Genomic DNA, 4798 nt, shown 5'->3' with positions numbered 1-4798 from the left:
CAGCCGGATCGCAGCCGATCTGGCGACGGACGAAAAAAACGGCATTTCGTATTACCTGGTGCGTCTATCGGTTCCGCATGCGGAACTGACGAAGCTCAAGGACCTGACGCTCGTGCCCGGCATGCCGGCCGAAGCGATGGTCCAGAGGGGCGAGCGTACGGCGCTTTCCTATTTTGTGAAGCCGCTGTCGGACCAAATCAGTCGGGCATTCCACGAGTAATGAAAGTAATTCTGTTAGCTTGGCGTAGGCCGCGTCGCGTAGAGCCCGTGCGGCCGACGTGCGGAAGCTGTCGTTCCGAGATCCTTGGACTCTCGGCTCGCGCGAACGCGCTCCCTAATGTTCCATTGCTCGCAATGGGCAGTGCTGGCGAGATACTCGGCAACACAGCCCCATGCCTGTTCTTCCGAGGCCGGCTTGACGGTGAGCGAATGCGTAACGCAGCTGTGAGGACCCGTCAGTTGTCGTTTCAGCTCGGCTTCGGTCAACTTCGACAGCCTGTCGGCGAAAGGCGCTATCACGAGACCATTGGCGGCAAATTGCCCTCCCCTTGTTGCGCGGTAGCAGCATGCGTGTCGCGGAAGGAACCGTCTCCGGCCCCCATTCATCGCTGAGCCGCGCCGTACCCGCCGCCACCGGAACTTGTCCACGTCCAGCGCTTACGGTGCGGGTATGCCGGCGTCGAGCAAACAGAGAGAGGTTTGGGCCCAACCAGGGCGGCCGGTTACCAAGTTTTCCTCGTCCGTTTGAGTGTGAATGTTCGGGTCGATCGTCTGGGCGCGTCCCCGCCGCCTGCGAGCCCGCTACTGCTCAGCGGAAGGGCGAAGTGAACGTGAATGCATCCATTTCGTAAATGTGTGTCTATCCAAGCAATCGATTTCTCTAATTACCCGATGAGCAATATGAACGCGTCAGGCAGGGTGCATAATCAGGAGTATTTTTCGATGGCAAACATTATCAAGGGTAGCCCGGATGCCGAAACACTCCTCGGCACCAAGGGTGAAGATTGGATGGAGGGTTTCCAGGGCGGTGACTGGATTGACGGTCGTGGCGGCAACGACGAGATCTCGGCTGGCCCGGGCAGTGACCGAGCCCTTGGCGGCGAGGGTAACGACCGCATCTTCGGCGGAGATGGCTGGGACGATCTCTCCGGCGACAACGGCCGCTTCAACGCGCGCATCTCCGGTGAGGACAATGACAGGCTCAGCGGCGGTCCCGGCCAGGATGTCCTCTACGTGGGTGACGGCCAGGATACGTTGACCGGGGGCACCGACAATGACACGTTCGTGTTCCAGTTCCACAATCCGGTGCCTGGGGTCGATCCGAGTGTCGGGTCGAAGCCGGACATTACCACTATCACCGATTTCAACCCGGCGGAGGACAAGTTCGCCTTCGATGCGGTGGGCCTCTACAACGACGGTTTTGGCGCGAACTTCGTCAACAACGCCAGTATACAGTCCGGCTACCCGGTGAGCAGCTTCTACAGTGGCGCGGCCTCGGGTGCGAACGGCGAACATGTCGTGGTAATCACTGGCGAATCTTTCAACTCTGCTAATGAGGCAGCGCGTGCGATCTCCGGCGAGCACGCCGGCGACATCATTGTCTACCAAAGCAGCTACACCGACAGAGTCGCAACTCTGGCCTATGTCACCGCCGACGGCAGCGCGCACGAGTTCGCCCACCTGGGCGGTGTGGTCACCGTGGCCGACCTAGGCCTGACCGCGTCGGACTTCACCTTCGTTTGATCCAGAAAACCGATACGGAACCGCGCCCCGCCCCCTTGGGCGGGCGCTTTCCCGTTTCCGCTACTTGCCATGGGCCGGGGCGACCGAGGGGCGCTCGGGAGCAGTTGCAGCGTGGATAGCTTGACGAAGTCCTGCGCGTCGCGCTGGTCGTGCACCGAAATCTCCTGAAAGTGTGGAGGCGGAAGCCTGTCCGGGCCCTTGCGGCCGGCCACGATGACGTTGCCCTTCCAAACCTTCAGCCGGACGGTGTTGTTGACCCGCTCCATTAAATGCCGGGACCAAACAAATTCGGCGGGAGCACTGATCCTGAACCAGCGAGCGGATGCAGTCGGTCGCCGGTCGGGGAGCAATATGGGGCTGAGTCGCCAGCCTCCGGAACTTACGTGAGAAGCCATTCCTTGAAGGATTCAGCTTTGAGACCTTTCCCTCTGACTTCCGCTATTTGGGGCGTTGTGTTGATCAGCGGCGCGGTCAACGTGCTTGCGCTGATCTCGCCGCTGTTCATGCTTCAGGTCTATGACCGCGTTCTGGCAAGTGGCAGCGTATCGACGCTGGTGGGGCTCGTCGTGCTTGCTGCGGGGCTTTATGCGTTCCAATGCCTGCTCGACATTTTGCGCGCCCGCGTGCTGCTGCGGATTGGCGAGCGTTTCGATGGAGAGTTTTCCGGACGCGTTCACGATGCGATCGTTCGCCTTCCGCTTTCAACGCGCATGCCGGGCGACGGCTTGCAGCCGCTTCGCGATCTCGACAATGTTCGCGGCTTCTTGGGTGGAAACGGTCCGACAGCGTTCTTCGATCTGCCATGGATGCTGCTTTATCTTGGCATTTGCTTCCTCCTTCATTTCTGGATCGGCATGACGGCACTTATCGGGGCGGTCGGCCTCACATCTCTGACACTCCTTGCCAACACTCTCTCGCAACGGCCGATAAGCGATACCGTTGCCCACAACATGGCACGCAATGGTCTGCTGCAAGCAGCGCGTTGCAATGCCGAGGTCGTGCAAGCTCTCGGTCTTGGAAAGCGGATCGCTGCCCGATGGCAAAAGGCCAATGCCAAGTGTCTGGCCGCCAACCGGAAAGCTGGGGACGTGGCAGGTGGGCTGGGTGCCATTTCAAAATCGCTGCGCGTGCTGCTGCAATCGGCCATTCTTGCCGTCGGCGCGTACCTTGTCATCAGACAGGAGGCTACGGCCGGGGTTATGATTGCCAGTTCGATCATGATGGGGCGTGCGCTGGCTCCGGTCGATCTGGCCATTTCAAGCTGGAAACCTTTCCTCATGGCGCGCCAGGGTTGGGCGCGGCTGGAGGACCTCTTGGAAAAGGTTCCTGAATCCGCTCCTGTTATGCCAATGCCTGCACCTGAACGCGAACTGCGCCTCGAAGGCGTGACAATCGTTCCGCCCGGCGAAAGGAAGCCGACCGTGACCGGCCTTGCGTTTGCCATTCAGGCGGGAAGCGCACTCGGGATCATCGGTGCATCGGGCTCGGGCAAGTCGACACTCTCGCGCGCCATCGTCGGCGCATGGGCGCCGGTCGCCGGAAAGGTTCGCATCGACAGCGCAAGCCTCGATCAATGGGACCGGGAAGCACTAGGCCGTCATATCGGCTATCTGCCACAAGACGTTGAACTGTTCGACGGCACCATTGCCGAAAACATTGCTCGTTTTGAAGATAATCCTGACCCTGACGCTATTGTCGCCGCGGCGAAGGCAGCGGGCACGCACGAACTGATCCTCCGATTTGAGCACGGCTACGAAACTCCGATCGGTGAGGCCGGATCGGCACTTTCCGCCGGGCAGCGCCAGCGTATCGGTCTTGCCCGTGCTCTTTATCGAGACCCTTTCCTTGTTGTGCTGGATGAACCCAATGCCAATCTCGACGCGGAAGGCGAGGCTGCGGTCGTTAAGGCGATCGCCTCCGTGCGCGAGCGCAAGGGCATTGCGGTTGTCGTCGCCCATCGGCCGAGCGCCATCCGCGCCGTGGATTTGGTGTTGGTGATGGAAGGTGGACGGCAGCGAGCATTCGGTGCGCGTGATGAAGCGCTTTCCAAAGTCCTGAAGGGGACAGCGATGGCACGAGGCGCTGGCGTCAACGCCATCGAGTCTACACAGGATCACGTGGGAGAGCGCGCTGACATGGAGGATCCCGGTGTCCGGCATTCATCAGAACAATGACGTTTCCAGCTCCATTCGCCGCCACTTGGTGGCGGGCCTTCTGGCGAGCGTAATCTTTGTGGGAGGAGCCGGAGCCTGGGCGGCCTTCACGAATCTCTCCGGTGCGGTTGTCGCGTCCGGACACTTTGTCGTCGATTCCTATGTCAAGAAGGTGCAGCACCCGACCGGCGGGGTGGTGGGAGAAATCCTGGTGCGCGAAGGCGATAAAGTGAAAGCCGGCGACATCCTCATGCGGCTCGATGCCACCCAGACGCGCGCCAATCTCGCCATAGTCACCAAGCGGCTCGATGAGCTCGCCGCCTACCAGGCAAGACTCGATGCTGAACGTGACGATCTCGCGGAGATCGCCTTCCCGGACTGGCTGCTCGCCCGAAGAGATGTTCCGGACGTAGCTTCGGCAATACATAGCGAGACGCTGCTGTTCGAATTCCGCAGACAATCCCGCAACGGAAAGCAGGCGCAACTGGCGGAACACATTACTCAATATCACCACGAGATCGAAGGATTCGAGGCGCAGGAAATTGCCTGTGAAAAAAGGATCGAGGTTCTCCTAAAGGAAATTGCTGTTCTGAGTGGGCTGCGCGACCAAGGCATTGTCTCGGACCAACGGTTGAACAGCCTGAAGATCCAGGTTGCCACTTTCGGTGGCGAACGCGGTGAGAAGATCGCACATCAGGCACAGACAGCAGCCCGCATAGCCGAAACGCGCCTGCAGATCCCGCAGATCGATCAGGATTTCAAGACCGAAGTCGGCCAGGAGCTCAGAGAGGTTCAGGCGCAGATCGGGGAGTATGGAGAGCGCAAGGTGGCGGCTGAACAGGAACTGCGACGGATCGATATCGTCGCGCCGCAGTCAGGCACCATTCAACAACTCGCAGTTC

General features: G+C 60.3%; 4 protein-coding genes. All 4 read left to right on the top strand.

The window, feature by feature from the left end:
- A partial coding sequence (locus NKJ00_RS32090) for a beta-barrel domain-containing protein (RefSeq protein ID WP_502906422.1) occupies positions 1 to 220 on the top strand: 220 nt, incomplete at its 5' end.
- Between the two features lie 722 nt (positions 221 to 942).
- Positions 943 to 1743 (top strand): calcium-binding protein, encoded by an 801-nt coding sequence (locus NKJ00_RS32085; RefSeq protein ID WP_352632591.1) that lies wholly within the window; start codon positions 943 to 945, stop codon positions 1741 to 1743.
- Between the two features lie 383 nt (positions 1744 to 2126).
- Positions 2127 to 3917, top strand: a complete 1791-nt coding sequence (locus NKJ00_RS32080) for a type I secretion system permease/ATPase (protein WP_502906421.1) — start codon at positions 2127 to 2129, stop codon at positions 3915 to 3917.
- Positions 3892 to 4798, top strand: a 907-nt coding sequence (locus NKJ00_RS32075; RefSeq protein ID WP_352632587.1) for an HlyD family type I secretion periplasmic adaptor subunit, incomplete at its 3' end; no start/stop codon positions are given. The genes NKJ00_RS32080 and NKJ00_RS32075, both read left to right, overlap by 26 nt.

Origin of the sequence: Mesorhizobium sp. M0227, assembly GCF_040321855.1 — a bacterium.
Classification (GTDB): domain Bacteria; phylum Pseudomonadota; class Alphaproteobacteria; order Rhizobiales; family Rhizobiaceae; genus Mesorhizobium.
This window is presented reverse-complemented; position numbering and strand designations above follow the sequence as displayed.

Coding starts and splice junctions, on each gene's coding strand:
- NKJ00_RS32085 (WP_352632591.1), top strand. CDS start 943: ATGGCAAACATTATCAAGGGTAGCCCGGATGCCGAAACACTCCTCGGC.